The organism is Micromonospora sp. NPDC050417 (genome assembly GCF_044458865.1).
GTDB lineage: Bacteria > Actinomycetota > Actinomycetes > Mycobacteriales > Micromonosporaceae > Micromonospora_G.
Genome location: NZ_JBITIH010000001.1, coordinates 255104 through 271729 on the forward strand (window position 1 = coordinate 255104; position 16626 = coordinate 271729).

Below are 16626 nucleotides of genomic sequence, written 5' to 3' on the forward strand. Positions count from 1 at the left end.
GTCACGCCCCACGCGGCAGGGCACACCGACCAAGGGGACGAACAACACGAGTTCGGGCCCGGCGCAACCGCGCCGGGCCCGAACTGGTCGGACGCGGTCAGGCCACGCCCAGGTACGCCTCCTTGACCGCCGGGTCGGTCAGGAGCTCCTGTCCGGAGCCCTCCTTGACGATCCGGCCGGTCTCCAACACGTAACCTCGGTGCGCCCGGGAGAGCGCCTGCTGCGCGTTCTGCTCCACCAGCAGAATGGTGGTGCCCTGCTCGTTGATCCGCGTGATGATCTCGAAGATCTGCTGGATCAACTTGGGCGCCAGACCCATCGACGGCTCGTCGAGCAGGAGCAACCGGGGCCGGGTCATCAGGGCCCGACCGACCGCCAGCATCTGCTGCTCACCACCGGAGAGCGTGCCGCCGGGCTGCTTGCGCCGCTCCAGCAGCCGGGGGAAGAGGCCGTACACCATCTCCAGGTCCTCGGCGATGCCCGCCTTGTCCCGTCGGGTGTAGGCACCCATCTCCAGGTTCTCGTGCACCGTCATGCCGGGGAAGACTCCCCGACCCTCGGGCGACTGACCGATCCCGCGGATCACCCGCAGGTCGGCCCGGAGCTTGGTGACGTCGACGCCTTCGAACTTGATCGAGCCGGCGGCGACCGGGCGCAGGCCGGAGATGGCCCGCATCGTGGTCGTCTTGCCAGCACCGTTCGCCCCGATCAGGGCCACGATCTCGCCCTCGGCGACGGTCAGGCTGATGCCGTGCAGCGCCTGGATCCGCCCGTACAGCAGGGTCAGGTTGTCGATCTCAAGCAGCATCTTCCGACACCCCCAGGTAAGCCGCGATCACCTTCGGGTCGTCGCGGACCTCGGCCGGCGTACCCTCGGCGATCTTCTGACCGAACTCCAGCACCACAATCCGGTCGGTGACGCCCATGACGAGCCGCATGTCGTGCTCGATCAGCAGCACCGTGACGCCACGGTCCCGGATCTTGCGGATCAACTGGAGCAGCGATTCCTTCTCCGCCGGGTTGAAGCCGGCAGCCGGCTCGTCCAGGCAGAGCAGGGTCGGATCGGTGGCCAGCGCGCGAGCGATCTCCAACCGACGCTGGTCACCGTAGGAGAGGTTGCGGGCGAGATTGTCCATGCCGCTGTTCACGCCGACGAAGTCGAGCAGCTCGCGGGCCTTCTCCTTGCCCTGCTTCTCCTCCCGCCAGTGGCGGGGCAGGCGCAACAGCGCGCTGGGCACGCTGGTCTTGTGGTGTGCGTCCGCGCCCACCTGCACGTTCTCCAGCACCGTCATCTCCGGGAAGAGACGGATGTTCTGGAACGTGCGGGCCACTCCAAGCTTGGTGATCTTGAAGCGCTTCTGGCCACTGAGCTTGCGACCCTGGAACCGGATCTCACCCTCGGTCGGGGTGTAGACACCGGTCATCGCGTTGAAGCAGGTGGTCTTCCCGGCGCCGTTCGGTCCGATCAAACCGAGGATCTCACCCTTGTAGAGGGTGAAGTCCACCTTGTTCAGCGCCACGACCCCACCGAAGCGCAGGGTGACGTTGTCGACCTCAAGCAGTGGCTCACGGCCGGCAGGCGGCACCGCCGGACCCGGGGTCTCCTCGCGCGGCGAGGGGATCTGTGCTGCCGGGCCGTGCGCGGCCTCGGCTCCGGCGCCGGCCTCCGGCGGGGAACCCACCTCGACCCGGGCGTCTGGAGCGAGGTCACGCTCACTGGTCACGTCCCGCTCGCTGCCCATCTGCGGCTCACTCAACGACCGCCACCTCCTTCTGCCGGTCCTTGAGCTCGGCGGCACGCCGCCGGTTCGGCCACAGACCCTGGGGCCGGAAAACCATCACGATGATCAGCAATGCCCCGAAGAACACGTAGCGCAGCGAGGTGGGGCTGATGTCGTACGCCTGGCCCGCGATGTTGACCGTCTCCGGCAGACCGAAGACGTCACCGACCGACCGTAGCCACTCCGGAATGTAGATCACCATGAACCCGCCGAGGATCGCACCCGGGATACTGCCGGCGCCGCCGAGCAGCACCGCGGCCAGGACCAGGATGGAGTTCTCCAGCGAGAAGGTGGAGGAGTTGACGAAGTTCGCCTGCCCCGCCCACAGCGACCCGGAGAGGCCGCCGACCGCCGCGCCGATCGCGAACGCCCAGAGCTTGAACCGGAACGTGGGCACGCCCATCAACTCGGCCGCGTCCTCGTCCTCCCGGATCGCGACCCAGGCCCGACCCACCCGGCTCCGGGAGAGATTCCGGATCAGGAAGATCGCGATGATGATCACCGTGAGCAGCAGCCAGTAGTACGGCTTGAACGCGAGGCCGAAGATCGGAGTACCGTCCGACCACTTGCCCGGCGGGTGCGCCACCTGTGGGATACCCCGGTCGCCGTTGAGGATCCAGTCCTGGTTCTTCGCGACGATCCGGATCATCTCGGCGAAGCCCAGCGTCACGATCGCCAGGTAGTCGCCGCGCAGCCGCAGCGTCGGCGCACCGAGCAGCACCCCGGAGAGCAACGACAGGGCGATCGCGATCGGCACCGTGACCAGCCAGGGCCACGGGCTCTCCAGCCAGTTGTACTCGGTGATGAGCTTGCTCTCCGGCGAGGTGAGCAGGGCCACCGTGTACGCCCCGACCGCGAAGAAGCCGAAGAAGCCGAGGTCGAGCAGACCGGCGTAACCGACCACCACGTTCAGCCCGAGCGACAGCAGCACGATCCAGGCGCAGTAGAAGAGCACCGCGGCCATGTCGTTGCTGGTGGTGTAGAGGGGAATCCACACCCCCGGGATGTTCAGGTACTCGTAGAACGACTTGTTCGGCAGGATGTAGAGGAAGGCCACGAAGACCACGAGCCCCGCGATCCGGACCGGCTTCGGCAAAGTGTCGAACACGTGCCCGACACGGCTGGTGGCCTCGCGCCACCGGGTTCGAAAGTCGGTCATGCCCGCGCCCTTCCCAACGACTCGCCGAGCAGACCGGTCGGCCGGAACATCAGCAGGGTGATCAACACGACGAAGGCGATCAGGTCACGCCACTGCGACCCGAAGACCGCCGAGCCGTAGTTCTCCACCAGTCCGAGCAGCACACCACCGATGGCGGCGCCCCGCAGGTTGCCGATGCCGCCGAGCACGGCAGCCGAGAACGCCTTGAGCCCGAGCAGGAAGCCGATGTTGTACCGGGTGTTGCCGCTCTTCATGTCACTGAAGACCGCGGCCACGCCGGCCATCAGGCCACCCAGGACGAAGACCAGGCCGATGACCCGGCTCTTGTTGACACCCATCAACGCAGCGGTGTTCGCGTCCTGGGCCACCGCCCGGATGCCCCGGCCGAATCGGGTCTTGTTCACGAAGAAGTCCAGGCCGACCATCATGATGATGGCCACGCTCAGGGTGAGCAACTGGACCGGCGTGACGTGGAACCCGCCGATGCTGATGATCGGATCGGTCGGCAGCAGACGCGGTGCGCCGATCTGACGCCGCTGGGTCAGCGCACCCAGCAGTTCCATCAGGAAGTACGACGCGCCGATGGCGGTGATGAGGAAGGCCAGCGGTGGGGCGTTGCGCCGTCGCAGCGGACGGTAGGCCGTCACCTCAAGCAGGAGGGCGGTACTGCCGGAGAGCACAGCGGCCGTGGCTATCGCGAGCACGATCAGTAACATCGCCTTCACCACCGAGGGTGCGTCGCTGTTACTGTCCAGGCCGAAGAAGCCCCAGGTCCACACGGCGGCGAAGGTGCCGATCATGAAGACCTCGGAGTGCGCGAAGTTGATGAGGCGTAGAACGCCGTACACGAGCGTGTAGCCGAGCGCGATGAGCGCGTAGATCGCGCCCTGGACCAGCCCGGTCGTTGTCAGTTCCGGGAATCCCCGGAAGAGTTCTGCAAAGTCCACCAAAGCTCCGAGGGGTTGCGTGATACGGGTGTGGCCGGCAAGATTGCCGGCCACACCAGCACTATTCGTATGTGTTACGCACCGATCCGGTCGCGCCTGGGGCCCGATCGGATCAGCCCTTCGGGACCTCCTGATCCGGCGCCCAGGCACCGTTGGTGGCCTTGAACGCCCAGACCTTGACCTGAGCCGGGTCCAGCTCGCCGTTCGCCTCCCACTTGTAGGTCACGCCAGAGGCGGCGCCGGCCTTGTTGTAGGTGCCGAGGTAGGCCTGGATGTCGGCGCGGGTGGTCTTGCCGGCCTTGATCGCCTCAAGGTAGATGTTGGCGAGGTCGTACGACACGTCGGCGTACACACCCGGGTCGACGTTGTACTTAGCCTTGAAGTCGGTCACGAAGGTGCCCTTGGCCGCGGTGGCCGGGCCACACGGGCAGGTGGAGATGGTGCCCTCGACGTCCTTCTGGCCGGTCACCGACAGCATGTTCGCGTCGTTGATGCCGTCGCCGCCGATGAACGTACCGGTCCAGCCGTTGGCGCGGAGCTGCTTGAGGAACGGCGCCGCCTCCTCGGTGTAACCCGCGTAGAACAGCACGGTGGCGCCACTGGTCTTGACGCTGGAGATCTGCGCGCCGAACTCCTGCGCGTTGTCGACCACCTTGTCGGTCTTGACGACCAGCGGGCCGAGCACCTTCTTCGCCTCGTCGGCGAGACCGGCGCCGTACGCGGACTGGTCGTCGATGACGAAGACCTTCTCCGCCTTGATCACGGACTTGATGTAGTTGGCGATCGCCGGACCCTGCGAGAAGTCGTTACCCACGCCACGGTGGAAGACCTTCCAGCCCTTGGTGCTCAGGCTCGGACGGGTGGCCGACGGGGTGATGCTCGGCAGGGTGGCCTGCTCGAAGATGGGCAGCGCGACCTCGGACTCACCCGAGAACGCCGGCCCGACCATTCCCACGATCTTCGTGTCGGAAGCCGCGCTGGTGGCGAGACCGCCGGCCAGGTCGGCCTTACCCTGCGAGTCGAACGGGGCCACCGTTACCTGGCAGTCCGCGTTCGCCTTGTTGTACTGCTCGACAGCAAGGTCGACACCCTGCTTCATCGGCGTCACCAGACCGGCGTCCGCACCGGAGAGCGCACCGAAGAAACCGATCTTGAGGTCGCACGCCTGGCTCCCGGAGCCGGTGCCCGAACCCTCGTCCTGCTTGCACGCGGTAGCGCCACCAACTAGCAGCGCCGCCATGGCGACACCGCCGAGGACGCGTACGAAGTTTTGCCTCAAGGCTGAAACCCCTCCTCCATCCACGAGTCCGGTGCCACGGGCAGATGAGCCACGACAGCCCCGAACGAGACCGTTCACCCGGTCTGGCGGGGGACGTTATCCCACCAGCCAGACATGCCGGTAGGTCTAGCTGCCCGCTTTCACTCAACCGTTACGTAGCGTGGCAAGGTTTGCGCTCTGTTGTTATAGATGCGAGGTTCACCAGAAAGATCAGAATGTCGATGAAAGCACTGCCTGCCAGGCACGGGACTCTCGGCCGTCATCGGTAACCATCACTACCTGCCCGGACGTCGCGGCGATCGATGCCGCCGTCTCGCCGCCCGCCGGCACGGCAACCGGCAGCGCCACCGGAGACCACCGTTCGGCGGTCGCGTCCGACGTCCACAGTCGGTGACCCTCCGCTGCGACCGTGGCCGCGAGAACCCGGTCGTCGTACGTCGCCACCGCCTCCACCCCGGCGATCATTCCGGCATCCGCGACGCCGAATCCGGCGGCGGCCCGCCAACCGTCACCGGCCGCCGCCCCGCCACGAACCGCCGGCCCACCCCCGGCCGTCGGGTCCGCCAGGCGCCAGGCGCCGAACGTGGTGCCCCGCGCTCCCAGCGCCAGCACCGCGTCACCCACCCGCACCAGCCGGTGGACTGCCTCGTCGGAACCGGTGGCGGGCAGGGGAATCCGGTTCCAGGTCGACCCGTCGGGCGACCACCAGACGAACGGATCGTGGTCCGCTCGCCCGGGCGCCCGTCCACTGCCACCCACCAGCCAGCCGTCGTCGACCGCGAGCGCGTCCGTCGCGGAGGTGCGCAGCTCGACGTCGCTGGCCAGTCGGGGTGCGTTCTCGACAAGTTGGAAGTCGGCGGCATCCGGCGACCGCCAGACCGCGGCTCCACTCTCCCGTCCACCGGCGATCAGCCACCCGTCCGGTCCGCCGGCGACCCGGCTGACGTTGACCGCGGCCGGCCCTCCGTACAGTTCGAACGCGGCCGACACCTCGACCAGCGCGCCATCCGGCAGTTGCCGCCAGGTCCGCACCCTCGGGTTGCCGTGCGCGCCACCGGCCTTGGCGCCGATCACCGCGATCCGGCCCTGCCGGCAGCCGACCGCGTAGAGGATGGCCCGCTCGCCGTAGTAGCTGTTCGGCACGAGCCGTACGGCGTCCCAGTTCCGGGCGTCGGCGCTCGTCCAGGCGGCAGGTCGGGTGGCGCCGTCGACTCCGCCGATCGCGCCGACGAGATACCAGCGGCCGGCGCAGGTGACCGCGTCCCGGAGCATCGGCCGACCGTCCGGTCCGGCTGGCATCGGCAGCGTCACCACCCGCCAGTCCGGCCGAATCTGCTGCTGCCCCCGGTCGGCGGCGGGGCGCTCGCACCCGGCGATCAGCAGGGCCGACGCGACGAGCCCCGCGACGAACCGCCGGCCGGTGAGCATGTGCCGATCCTAGGGGCGATCCACAGACGACGAAGGGGGCCAATTCTCCGCCACTGGCCCCCTCGTTCCGCCGGCCCCGCGACTCAGGTTCAGCTCGCCTCGGTCGGCTCCGCGCCGGTCCCCTCGGCCAGGATCCGCTCGGCCACCTCGCGCATGGTCATCCGGTGGTCCATCGCGGTGCGTTGAATCCACTTGAAAGCCTGCGGCTCGGTCATGCCGTACGTCGTCATCAGCGCGCCCTTGGCCCGCTCCACGGTCTTGCGGATCTCCAGGCGGTCGGTCAGCCCGGCCACCTCGGACTCGAGTGCGGCGATCTCCGAGTACCGGGACAGGGCGATCTCGATCGCCGGGACCAGGTCGCTCTTCTGGAACGGCTTCACCAGATAGGCCATCGCGCCTGCCGCCCGCGCCCGCTCGACCAGGTCGCGCTGGCTGAACGCGGTGAGGATGACCACCGGGGCGATCCGGCCGCCGGCGATCCGCTCGGCCGCCGCCAACCCATCCATGATGGGCATCTTGATGTCGAGGATGACGAGGTCGGGCTTGAGTTCCTCGGCCAGGCGCACCGCGGTCTCCCCGTCGCCCGCCTCCCCCACCACGTCGTAGCCCTCTTCGACCAGCATCTCGGCGAGATCCAGCCGGATGAGCGCCTCATCCTCGGCGATCAGCACCCGCCTACGCTCGATACCCGCCTGCGTGTCGGCCACGAACCTCTACCCCCAGCGCTCTTCTTCGACACCCGCCCGGCCGGGTGTCGCCGTCATCAGCGTAGTGGGTACCCTAGACCCGGCCTACTCATCAGGTCCGTGGTTGCGTCCCCGTATTCCAACCGGTAGAGAAACGGAGCTCAAACCTCCGACAGTGTGGGTTCGAATCCCACCGGGGGCACGTCAAGGAACTGCCAACGCTTAGCGTGTTCGAACGACCACTCCCCGCAAGGAGTGTCGCGCGAATCCGGCACCACCAGCAGCGAAAGGCGCCACCTGGATTGCCAGGCGGCGCCTTTTTGATGTTGATTCAGGTATCTTGTCCGGAATCCGACACGCTCACGCGATCCGCCGCATCTCCCCGGCTGGGCCGCGCGTACCGGCGGAGGCCGACCCCTGGCTGCTAGAGTGGCTGCCGATTCATCGGGTACATGCAAGCGATCGGGAACAAAGGGGACCAGACATGGCGGGTGACGTCGACATCTCCGGGTAGAACCGGACATGTTCGGCCATCTGCGGCGCGTACGGCGCAGCCGCGGTGGCCATGGCGTCGTTCCCTCCCTCTGTTTCCCGCCGGGCGGCCCTGCCGCACGCCCGCATCACACCCAAGGGCTTCGCATGTCCGATTCGTTCATCGTCTGCTCGAACCTCTCCTTCTCCTGGCCGGACGACACACCGGTCTTCCAGGATCTCTCCTTCACCGTCGGCGCCGGCCGCACCGGGCTCGTCGCACCGAACGGCGCCGGCAAGAGCACGCTGCTCAAGTTGGTCGCCGGCGAGCTGAAACCCACCGCCGGAAGCATCTCCGTCAACGGGGTCCTCGGATACCTGCCCCAGACCCTGCCCCTGGTCGGTGACCTGACCGTGGCCGAGGTGCTGGGCATCGCCCCGGTGCTCCGGGCCCTGAACGCGATCGAGTCCGGGGACGCGAGCGAGGAACACTTCACCACGATCGGCAACGACTGGGACATCGAGGAACGTACCAGCGCGCAGCTCGACCGGCTCGGACTCGGTGACGTTCCACTCACCCGACACCTACACACCCTCAGCGGCGGCCAGGTGATCTCCCTCGGCCTGGCGGCACAACTGCTGAAGCAGCCCGACGTCCTGCTGCTCGACGAGCCCAGCAACAACCTCGACCTCGACGCGCGACACAAGCTCTACGACGTGATCGAGGGCTGGAACGGCTGCCTGCTGCTGGTCAGCCACGACCGCGCGCTGCTCGACCGGATGGACCGGATCGCCGAACTCGACCAGGGCGAACTCCGCCTCCACGGCGGGAACTTCACCGAGTACGAGGAGACGCGGGAGGCCATGCGGGAGGTCGCCGAGAAGAACGTGCGCAACGCCGAACAGGAGGTCAAGCGGGAGAAGCGAGAATTGCAGCAGGCACGTGAGCGCGCCGAGCGCCGGGCCAGCAACGCCTCCCGGAACCTGAAGAACGCCGGTCTGCCGAAAATCTTCGCCGGGACGATGAAGCGGGGCGCCCAGGAGTCGGCAGGCAAGGCGAGCCAGACACACGCCGCGCGGGTCAGCGACGCGAAGGCCCGGCTCGACGAGGCGGGCCGCGCCCTACGCGACGAGCAGAAGATCTCTTTGGAACTGCCCGGGACCAAGGTCCCCTCCGGACGCACCCTCCTGCACGGCGAACGGATGCAGGTCCGGTACGGCGAGCGGGCCCTCTTCGCCGCCACGGGTGCCGACCTGATCATCCGGGGGCCGGAGCGGATCGCGCTTACCGGCCCCAACGGCGCCGGTAAGTCCACCCTGCTGCGCCTGGTCAACGGCGATCTGGAACCGTCCGGTGGCGAGATCAAACGGGCCGAGGGCCGGGTCGCGTACCTGTCCCAACGGCTGGACCTGCTGGACCTCGACCGGACCGTGATGGAGAACCTGGCCGCGTTCGCGCCCACGATGCCGGAGGCGCAGCGGATGAATCTGCTCGCCCGCTTCCTGTTCCGGGGCTCCCGGATCCACCTGCCGGTCGGGGCGCTCTCCGGCGGCGAACGGCTGCGCGCCACCCTGGCCTGTGTCCTGTTCGCCGAACCGGCGCCCCAGTTGTTGCTGCTCGACGAACCGACGAACAATCTCGACCTGGTCAGCGTCGGTCAACTGGAGAGCGCGCTCGACGCCTACGAGGGCGCGTTCGTGGTGGTCAGCCACGACGAACGGTTCCTCGCGGAGATCCGGGTGCAACGGTGGCTCCGGCTCGACGACGGGGCACTGCTGGAGACCGGGCCGCCCGAGAGCGCCTGAGCCGCCGTACGGGAGGGCCTGGACGCATCCGGCCCTCCCGTACGGCACCCTGTTCCCCGTACGCGGCACAGGCCCGGCCGGGGGCGGAGGTCACGGCTTACGGGCCAGCCCGGACCAGTAGTAGGCGGCATTCGGGTCGACCGGGGGCTCGCCGTCGGGACGCCATGCCTTCACCGGTACGACTCCCGGCTCGACCAGTTCCCAGTCGCCGAAGAAGCGGACCACGTCGTCGCGTACCCGGGGCACCAGGGTCATCCCGCCCTGGCCGGCGGCGGCGGCGACGGCGGCCATCGCCTCCGGGTCGAAATCCTGGCCGGGGTGCGTGATCGCGACGTAGCTCCCGGAGGGCAACGCGTCCAGCAGCGTGGCGACCTTCTCCCAGGGGTCGTCGGCGTCGGCGACCAGCATCAGGATCGCGATCAGCAGCAGACCCACCGGCTGATCGAGGTCGAGCGTCAGGTTCAGCTCCGGGTCGGCCAGGATCTTGCCCGGCTCGCGCATGTCGGCGTCGAGGTAGACGGTCTGCCCCTCGGTGCCACTGACCATCAGCGCCCGCGCGTGCGTCAGCACGATCGGGTCATGGTCCACGTACGCCACCCGGGTCTGTGGCGCGATCGCCTGGGCGATCTCGTGCACGTTCGGCCTGGTCGGAATGCCGGTGCCGATGTCGAGGAACTGCCGGATGCCGGCCGACCCGGTCAGGTAGCGGACCACCCGGTGCATGAAGGCCCGGTTTTCCTGGGCCATGGTGCGGATGCTCGGGATGGCGGCGGCGAACGCGTCACCCATCGCCCGGTCGGCGGCGAAGTTGTCCTTGCCACCGATCCAGTAGTCGTACATCCGCGCGGAGTGCGCCACGCTGGTGTCGATCCCCGCCGGTGCCCACTCGCGATCCACGTTCCCGACCCCCGTTGGCTGCGACACCGTTACCCCCCAGATCGTGAAAACTTCTCGGCCCGCACACCCTAGCGACATCCGTCACGGTGCCGCGCGTCCGTCGACACGGCACGCCGTCCGTTCCGGATCGATCAGGTCAGGGCCACCCGGCTCCGGTGCCCGACTCGCGGAAGCTCGCCTTCGGCGACCGCGACGATCTCCAGGCGCTGAGTTGCCCGAGCGGGTCGACACCGTCCGCAACTCCGGCCCGCGCTCGATGCTCGACCTCGACCCGGCTGAATTCGCCGACCAGCCGAAGAGGTGACGGCGGTTCGGCGATGATAGGCATGCAGCAATCGTTGACTCAGCTCAACGATCTGTTTATGGTGACGAACACGCTTCCCCACCCCCACACCCCCAGGGAGCACCGTGTCCGTCGCCTACATCGTCCTCGCGATCCTGCTCAGCGTGATGCTGCTGGGCTCGGCCCAGGGCAAGCTGACCAAGAACGAGAAGGTCGTACAGGGACTCAGCGCCGCGAACGTGCCGCAGAGCTGGTACCCACCACTGGCCGTCATCGAGATCATCGGCGCGGCCGGTCTGATCATCGGAATCTTCTTCAGCCCTCTCGGGGTCGCCGCTGCCGTCGGCGTCACGCTCTACTTTGTCGGTGCGGTCATCGCGCACCTGCGCGCCGGCGACACCAAGGGCGCCTCCGCCCCCGCGATGATCCTGCTGATCGCCGTCGCCGCCCTCGTCGTACGGGTCCTCTCGCTCTGACCCCGCCGGCTGAACAAACCCGCGGCTCTGCGCATGAACCGAGCCGCCCCTCCGCAGTGAACGGAGAGCACTGTGGTCGGTGACTACCCCTGGAGGGGTAGTCACCGACCACAGTCGCGTCCGGTCGGGATGGCGAGCGGTGGTCGGGGTCAGAAGTCGCCCTTCGGGTCGAGGTACTGCGCCGCGTTCTCCTTCGTGACGCGTGGCGACGGCGCCCGATATTGACCGTCATCGCCAGCGCGGCCGGTGCCAGCCGGTGACAGTCGTCAATGCTGAGCCGGTGCGCCGGGGCAGCGACGCTGAATGCCCCGGCGGGCTCTCCGGAGGCACTCATGATCGGAAGGCCGAAACAGCGCGCACCCTCCTCGTTCTCCTCGTCGTCGATGGCGAACCCACGGGACCGGACGAGGTCGAGTTCGGCGAGCAGGGCCGCGCCGGTGAGGGTCCGGCTGGTACGCGCGGGCAGCGGGGCGGCGAGGATCTCCGCCCGGCGCCGCTCGTCCAGTACGGCGAGCACGGCCTTTCCCATCGACGTGCTGTGCATGGCGACCCGGCTGCCGATCCGGGAGACCGACCGGACGGACCGGGCACTCTCCACCTTGTCCACGTAGACGATCTGGTTACCGACCGGGATGCCGAGGTGCACCGTCTCCCCGCTCAGCTCGACCAGGTAGGGCCGGGCGGCGCCGCGCAGGCCGTCCTCGTCGAGGTACTGCCCGGCGAGCGCGATCAGGGTCACGCCGAGGCGGAAGGCGCCGGCCCAATCCCGTTCGAGGACGCCGAGTTCCAGTAGCGAGGTGGTGTACCGGTGGGTGTTGCTCACCGCGATCCCGGCCTCGGCGGCCAGTTCGCCCAGGGTCAGACCGGCGCCGCCGGCCTCCGAGACCGTACCGATCAGTTCGAATGCCCTATCGACGCTCGACGATTTCCGTCCACTCCTCATTCGAGTTACTCGAATCCATTTCATCGAGTTCCAGATAACGGCGATGTTTACATCATGAAACAAACCTGTCAACCTTCTGAACCCAGATACATCGGAGGTATCCAGGGAAAGACAAGATCACCAAACGGCAACCAGCCCATCAATCGCCTGACCGTAGGCGTCCCAGCGTCGAGAATCCGGGACAACCTCGCCAGCAAACACGCCATCTTGCCAAACGACCGCACAAGACATCCAATGTTTCTACCATTTTGCACATACCTTGATCAATGCGATAAGCAGCGCGCCGCCGCCTCGGCACCTCCCGACGGCGCCGGGCACCGCCGGGCCCGGATGTCGTACCAAGCGGTAGGGTCGGTTACATGACGAGTGACGAGCAGGAGCGGCGCCAGGCCGACGAGGACTGGGACCGCTTCGTCGACGGGCAACTCGCCGAGCTGGGGATCAGCCGCGACGAGCTGGCCCGCCAGGCCGCCCGGGGCGAGTTCGAGTCGGCCTCGGCCCAGCACCTCTGGACCCTGATCAGCTGATCCGGCCCGACCTACCGGTGGGCAGAATCACCCGATCGCACCGAGCGGAACAAACTGGGCGGGCCGGACGTTGACCGCCCGTGTGATCGACGTACCCCTGTCAGTTCTTGACCTTGCACCGGTCGCCGCCGGGACCACCGCCGGCCAGGCCCTGCGGCACACCACCGAGCTGGCCCGGCGGACAGAAGAGCTGGGCTACCAGCGCTTCTGGGTGGCCGAACACCACAACATGCCGGCGATCGCGTCCTCCGCGCCGCCCGTGGTGATCGCTCACCTGGCCGCCGCCACCTCGACCATCCGGGTCGGTTCCGGCGGGGTGATGCTGCCCAACCACGCCCCGCTGGTGGTCGCCGAGCAGTTCGGCACCCTGGAGGCGCTGCACCCCGGCCGGATCGACCTCGGCATCGGCCGGGCGCCCGGCACCGACCAGGTCACCGCACTGGCGTTGCGCCGGACCATGGACGGGCTCTCCGCCGAGAACTTCCCCCAGGAACTCGCCGACCTGGTCAACTACTTCACCGGAAACCGCCCCGGTCCGATCACCGCCAGCCCCGGCAAGGGCGACATGCCGGCCATCTGGCTGCTCGGTTCGAGCGGCTTCAGCGCCCAGCTCGCCGGAATGCTCGGCCTGCCGTTCTCCTTCGCGCACCACTTCAGCTCCACCAACACCCTCCCGGCGCTGGCCCTCTACCGGCAGCACTTCCGACCGTCACAGTGGCTCAAGGAGCCGTACGCGATGGTCGCGGTGAACGCGATCTGTGCCGACACCGACGAGCAGGCGCAGTGGCTCGCTGGCCCGGCCGGGCTCTCCTTCCTCAAGCTGCGCTCCGGCCGACCGGAGCCGTTGGCCACCCCTGAGGAGGCCGCCGCGTACCCGTACACCGAGATCGAGCGGCAGTTCACCCGGGACCGGATGCACGGTCAGGCGATGGGCAGCCCGGAGACGGTCCGGCGTCAGCTCGCCGCACTGCTGGAACAGACCCAGGCCGACGAACTGATGCTGACCGCGATGGTCTACGACATCGAGGCGCGGGTCCGTTCGTTCGAACTGATCGCCGAACACGTCGCGGACGGTCTGCGCCGCGAACGCTGACTCCGGGTGATCGTTCGCGCTCGATCAGCCGTGAAACAGGATCTTCACGTGGCTGTCACCGATACGCCCCGTAGCCCCGCCTAATCTCAATACCGGTGGTGGTTCGACATGCGCGGTCGGGACGGGTCGCGTCATGTCGCGGTGTGTGTCGTACCGGGCCGGGTGGGGTGGGCCCCTACCCGGCCCGGTACGACTGGGCCCTCCGGTGCGAACTCAGCGAAGGTAGATGTTCGGCGCTGGCGGCGTCGCCATCCCGTCACCGATGAAGAAACTCGGATGCGGCGGCTGGTTGTAGGCGGTGTTCTGCCAGGCGACCGCCACCCGATACTGCGGATCGTGCATCAGGGTCGTGATCCGGGTGCTGGTCGGCGTCGGCGTGCTGTAGATCCGTAGCGCGGCACTGTCGCTGGTCCGCCAGATCACCTCCTCCCGCCAGTCGCCGAGGATGTCGGCCGAGAGCGCGGGCGTGGACTTGGTGCCGTTGTTCGAGGCGACCCCGCTGCCGGTGAGCAGCCGGGTGTCGCCGCCGGTGCCGTACTTGTCGATCCGGGTGGCGTCGAGCAGTTCCCGTACCGGATCCCCGTCCCACCAGGCCAGGAAGTTGATCGACGAAGGCTTGCGGCCGACGTTCGCGCCGCTCGGGCTACGCAGCCCGTCGACCGCCGCCGACCACGACTCGGCGCCCGCGCTGCCGGCGTAGATGTCACCGGCCACGCCACGACCGTTGTCCCCGCCCGGCGCGGTGGACCAGTGGACCTGCCCGGTACGGGCGTTGGCGAACCAGGACGACGGCTTGCTGGCATCCTCGCTGACCTTGAAATACTCCAACCCGGAGCGATTCGGATCGAGGTCACCGACGTGTCCGGCGTCGCCGTGACCGTGCCCGGTGTTCCACAGCGCGGTCCCGTTGTCGTCGATGCACATCGCGCCGAAGAGGATCTCGTCCCGGCCGTCCGCGTCCACGTCGGCGACGGCCAGGCTGTGGTTGCCCTGGCCGGCGTACTGGCTGCCGGCGGAGTTGGAGTCGAACGTCCAGCGCCGGGTCAGACTGCCGTCGCGGAAGTCCCAGGCCACGATCACCGTACGGGTGTAGTAGCCCCGGGACATGATCAGAGACGGCCGCTGCCCGTCCAGGTAGGCGGTGCCGGCAAGGAAACGGTCGACCCGGTTGCCGTAGTTGTCACCCCACGACGAGACCGTGCCTCGGGCCGGCAGGTAGTCCACCGTGGAGGCCACCGCGCCGGTCCGACCGTCGAACATGGTCAGGAACTCCGGCCCGGCGAGGACGTAGCCGCTGGAGTTGCGGTGGTCGGCCGAGGACGAGCCGATCACCTGCCCGGTGCCGGAGCGGGTGCCGTCGGCGGTCTTCATCGCCACCTCGGCATCGCCGTCACCGTCGTAGTCGTAGACCTGGAACTGGGTGTAGTGCGCGCCCGCCCGGATGTTGCGCCCCAGGTCGATCCGCCACAGCCGGCTCCCGGTCAGGGTGTACGCGTCGACGTAGACGTTGCCGGTGTAGCCGGACTGCGAGTTGTCCTTGGAGTTGGACGGATCCCACTTCAGCACGATCTCGTACCGGCCATCGCCGTCCAGGTCTCCGACGGAGGCATCGTTCGCCGAGTAGGTGTACGCCTCCCCGGAGGGGGTGGTGCCGCCCGGTGGCACCTGTAGCCGTACGTCCAGGTAGCCGTCGGCGAACTGGAGCGCCGGCGCCGAGGCGGCCTGCTCGGTGCCGTTCACCACCGCCCGTACGGTGTAGGCCGCACCGGCCGGGGCACCGCTGTCGAGGTGGTTCGTGGCACCGGTGATCGGTGCGGCGTTCACCCGGGTGGTACCCCGGTAGAGGTTGAACGCCACACCGGGCCCCTCGGTGCCGAGCAGCCGCCAGGAGACCAGATTGGCGCTGCCGGACCGGACACTGACCAGGCCCCGGTCCAGGTCCTCGGCCTGTTTTGCGCCGGCGCGCGGCGGAGCCGTCGTCGGCGGGGTGGTCGGGGTGGTGGGCGGTGGGTCGGTCGTCGGCGCCGGCGGGGTGGGCGTCGGTGAGTTCGTCGGCGAGCCGGTCGGCGGCCCGGTGGTCGGCGAGACGCTGCCGGTGCAGGTGGTGCCGTTCACCGCGAAGCTCGCCGGCACCGGGTTGCTGACGTTGTCCCAGGATCCGTTGAAGCCGAACGAGACCGTGCCGAGGGTGGCGACGGCGCCGTTGTAACCGACGTTCACGGCGCTGACCTGCGGACCGGACTGGCTCACCGTCGCGTTCCACGCCTGGGTCACCCGCTGACCGGCGGCGTACGACCAGGTGAGGTTCCAGGCGGTGAGCGGGTCGCCGAGGTTGGTGAGGGTGACGCTCGCGCCGAACCCTCCCTGCCACTGGTTGGTGACCTGGTAGTCGATCCGGCATCCCGCCGCGGCGGCGGAGGCGACCACGGCGGTCATCGCACCGGTGGCGGCGAGCGTGCCGGCGGTGATGGCGGCGAGCAGCGCGGTACGGCGGGACGCGGAACGCCCCGATCCGGTACCGGCGGCGGACACGATGCGTTGTCGTGAGCTGGGCATCTCTACTCCGAGAGGACGGGGTGCGCGGCGGTGCGACGGTGTCACCGGCCGCGTCGAGCCGGACGGCCGTCGCCGGCTGCCCTGGCCGGCGGATCGCACACCGCGCGGGACGGTCGAGAATTGATCAGTTCAACGACCGCCGCGACGACAGATGAAGGCTCCGAGCGCACCTGGAGCCTAAGACAAGGCCACGACACCCACAAGATAGAGGACGGCGAATTTAAAAGGTTTCAGTTCCGGCTCGATGACAGGTGCCGGCCCACGCCTTGTCGAGAGTGCGCAGGGGGCCCTTCC

At 68.4% G+C, this 16626-nt stretch carries 14 protein-coding genes and 1 tRNA gene; 5 read left to right on the top strand and 10 right to left on the bottom strand.

The window, feature by feature from the left end:
* Positions 1 to 97 precede the first annotated feature (97 nt).
* The 7 genes from ACIBF5_RS01035 to ACIBF5_RS01065 all read right to left on the bottom strand — a co-directional run bounded on the left by ACIBF5_RS01035 (position 98) and on the right by ACIBF5_RS01065 (position 7301).
* A complete protein-coding gene (locus ACIBF5_RS01035) occupies positions 98 to 808 on the bottom strand; it encodes an ABC transporter ATP-binding protein (RefSeq protein WP_396806792.1) in 711 nt (236 codons plus the stop codon).
* The gene (locus ACIBF5_RS01040) at positions 798 to 1757 is read right to left on the bottom strand and encodes an ABC transporter ATP-binding protein (RefSeq protein ID WP_396806794.1); all 960 of its coding nucleotides are present in this window, start codon (positions 1755 to 1757) and stop codon (positions 798 to 800) included. The genes ACIBF5_RS01035 and ACIBF5_RS01040 overlap by 11 nt, the downstream gene beginning before the upstream one ends.
* Positions 1750 to 2940 (bottom strand): branched-chain amino acid ABC transporter permease, encoded by a 1191-nt coding sequence (locus tag ACIBF5_RS01045; RefSeq protein WP_396806796.1) that lies wholly within the window; start codon positions 2938 to 2940, stop codon positions 1750 to 1752. Before ACIBF5_RS01045 ends, ACIBF5_RS01040 begins: the two co-directional genes overlap by 8 nt.
* Positions 2937 to 3887, bottom strand: a complete 951-nt coding sequence (locus ACIBF5_RS01050; RefSeq protein WP_396806798.1) for a branched-chain amino acid ABC transporter permease — start codon at positions 3885 to 3887, stop codon at positions 2937 to 2939. The genes ACIBF5_RS01045 and ACIBF5_RS01050 overlap by 4 nt, the downstream gene beginning before the upstream one ends.
* A 112-nt stretch (positions 3888 to 3999) precedes the next feature.
* Positions 4000 to 5166 (bottom strand): branched-chain amino acid ABC transporter substrate-binding protein, encoded by a 1167-nt coding sequence (locus ACIBF5_RS01055; protein ID WP_396806800.1) that lies wholly within the window; start codon positions 5164 to 5166, stop codon positions 4000 to 4002.
* Positions 5167 to 5376: 210 nt separating this feature from the next.
* Complete coding sequence (locus tag ACIBF5_RS01060; protein WP_396806801.1) at positions 5377 to 6594, bottom strand: hypothetical protein; 1218 nt, start codon at positions 6592 to 6594, stop codon at positions 5377 to 5379.
* A gap of 89 nt (positions 6595 to 6683) precedes the next feature.
* Complete coding sequence (locus tag ACIBF5_RS01065) at positions 6684 to 7301, bottom strand: ANTAR domain-containing response regulator (protein ID WP_121155576.1); 618 nt, start codon at positions 7299 to 7301, stop codon at positions 6684 to 6686.
* 107 nt (positions 7302 to 7408) lie between these two features.
* On the opposite strand from ACIBF5_RS01065, the gene ACIBF5_RS01070 reads away from it, so the two are divergent.
* Positions 7409 to 7482, top strand: a tRNA-Leu gene (locus ACIBF5_RS01070).
* Between the two features lie 437 nt (positions 7483 to 7919).
* The gene (gene abc-f / locus ACIBF5_RS01075; protein ID WP_396806803.1) at positions 7920 to 9557 is read left to right on the top strand and encodes a ribosomal protection-like ABC-F family protein; all 1638 of its coding nucleotides are present in this window, start codon (positions 7920 to 7922) and stop codon (positions 9555 to 9557) included.
* 90 nt (positions 9558 to 9647) lie between these two features.
* Here the strand turns inward: abc-f and ACIBF5_RS01080 are convergent, their stop codons facing one another.
* A complete protein-coding gene (locus ACIBF5_RS01080; RefSeq protein WP_396806805.1) occupies positions 9648 to 10454 on the bottom strand; it encodes an SAM-dependent methyltransferase in 807 nt (268 codons plus the stop codon).
* A 408-nt stretch (positions 10455 to 10862) separates the two neighbouring features.
* On the opposite strand from ACIBF5_RS01080, the gene ACIBF5_RS01085 reads away from it, so the two are divergent.
* The gene (locus tag ACIBF5_RS01085; protein ID WP_396806807.1) at positions 10863 to 11213 is read left to right on the top strand and encodes a DoxX family protein; all 351 of its coding nucleotides are present in this window, start codon (positions 10863 to 10865) and stop codon (positions 11211 to 11213) included.
* Here ACIBF5_RS01085 and ACIBF5_RS01090 read toward each other — a convergent pair.
* Positions 11110 to 12180, bottom strand: a complete 1071-nt coding sequence (locus ACIBF5_RS01090) for an IclR family transcriptional regulator (RefSeq protein WP_396806809.1) — start codon at positions 12178 to 12180, stop codon at positions 11110 to 11112. The genes ACIBF5_RS01085 and ACIBF5_RS01090 overlap by 104 nt on opposite strands.
* 335 nt (positions 12181 to 12515) lie before the next feature.
* Between ACIBF5_RS01090 and ACIBF5_RS01095 the strand changes: the two genes are divergently transcribed.
* Together ACIBF5_RS01095 and ACIBF5_RS01100 are read left to right on the top strand one after the other, a co-directional pair.
* A complete protein-coding gene (locus ACIBF5_RS01095) occupies positions 12516 to 12683 on the top strand; it encodes a hypothetical protein (RefSeq protein WP_396806811.1) in 168 nt (55 codons plus the stop codon).
* A gap of 70 nt (positions 12684 to 12753) precedes the next feature.
* Positions 12754 to 13776: an LLM class flavin-dependent oxidoreductase gene (locus ACIBF5_RS01100; protein ID WP_396806813.1), complete on the top strand. Its 1023-nt coding sequence runs from the start codon at positions 12754 to 12756 to the stop codon at positions 13774 to 13776.
* Positions 13777 to 13989: 213 nt separating this feature from the next.
* Here ACIBF5_RS01100 and ACIBF5_RS01105 read toward each other — a convergent pair whose 3' ends face one another.
* Positions 13990 to 16212 carry a cellulose binding domain-containing protein gene (locus ACIBF5_RS01105; protein ID WP_396807347.1) on the bottom strand — a complete coding sequence of 741 codons (2223 nt, stop codon included), beginning with the start codon at positions 16210 to 16212 and terminating at the stop codon, positions 13990 to 13992.
* Positions 16213 to 16626: the final 414 nt, after the last annotated feature.

Bases quoted from the DNA above. Each gene is read 5' to 3' on its own strand.
- ACIBF5_RS01090 (WP_396806809.1), bottom strand. From the start codon at position 12,180: ATGAAATGGATTCGAGTAACTCGAATGAGGAGTGGACGGAAATCGTCG.
- ACIBF5_RS01105 (WP_396807347.1), bottom strand. From the start codon at position 16,212: ATGACCGCCGTGGTCGCCTCCGCCGCCGCGGCGGGATGCCGGATCGAC.
- ACIBF5_RS01095 (WP_396806811.1), top strand. From the start codon at position 12,516: ATGACGAGTGACGAGCAGGAGCGGCGCCAGGCCGACGAGGACTGGGAC.
- abc-f (WP_396806803.1), top strand. From the start codon at position 7,920: ATGTCCGATTCGTTCATCGTCTGCTCGAACCTCTCCTTCTCCTGGCCG.
- ACIBF5_RS01045 (WP_396806796.1), bottom strand. From the start codon at position 2,940: ATGACCGACTTTCGAACCCGGTGGCGCGAGGCCACCAGCCGTGTCGGG.
- ACIBF5_RS01060 (WP_396806801.1), bottom strand. From the start codon at position 6,594: ATGCTCACCGGCCGGCGGTTCGTCGCGGGGCTCGTCGCGTCGGCCCTG.
- ACIBF5_RS01035 (WP_396806792.1), bottom strand. From the start codon at position 808: ATGCTGCTTGAGATCGACAACCTGACCCTGCTGTACGGGCGGATCCAG.